The sequence below is a fragment of the Hymenobacter sediminis genome, assembly GCF_003231285.1.
Taxonomy (GTDB): Bacteria; Bacteroidota; Bacteroidia; order Cytophagales; family Hymenobacteraceae; genus Hymenobacter; species Hymenobacter sediminis.
The window spans coordinates 1-331 of the sequence record NZ_QKNS01000036.1 but is presented as its reverse complement, the minus strand read 5'-3'; the positions used below and the strand labels follow the sequence as shown (position 1 = coordinate 331).

1 rRNA gene is annotated in these 331 nt (G+C 45.0%); it reads right to left on the bottom strand.

What is annotated here, in order from left to right:
* Nucleotides 1–240 precede the first annotated feature (240 nt).
* Nucleotides 241–331, bottom strand: a 16S ribosomal RNA gene (locus DNI29_RS23845); the annotation flags it as partial.

The following is a 331-nucleotide window of genomic DNA, read 5'->3' as shown; positions in this document are numbered from 1 at the left end:
TTCTCGTAGTGACTAACTCTCCCTTGCAGAAGAGCAGTCGAGCTCAGGGTATTACAACTAGGTAATACTCTTTCTTTTTCTTACTCTGTTTTCCTCTATGTCAAAGAACGTATGCCCTACGATTAAGGGCAGGGTAGGGGGTAAACCTATGATAGCATACCCCCTTAAAATCTGAATGAAGGGAAGACAAATTGATATAACGTAACATTAAGTAAACTCACGAGTCGGAACGAGCTCCAGAAAGGAGGTGATCCAGCCGCACCTTCCGGTACGGCTACCTTGTTACGACTTAGCCCCAGTTACTTGTTCTACCCTAACTGGCTTCTGTGAC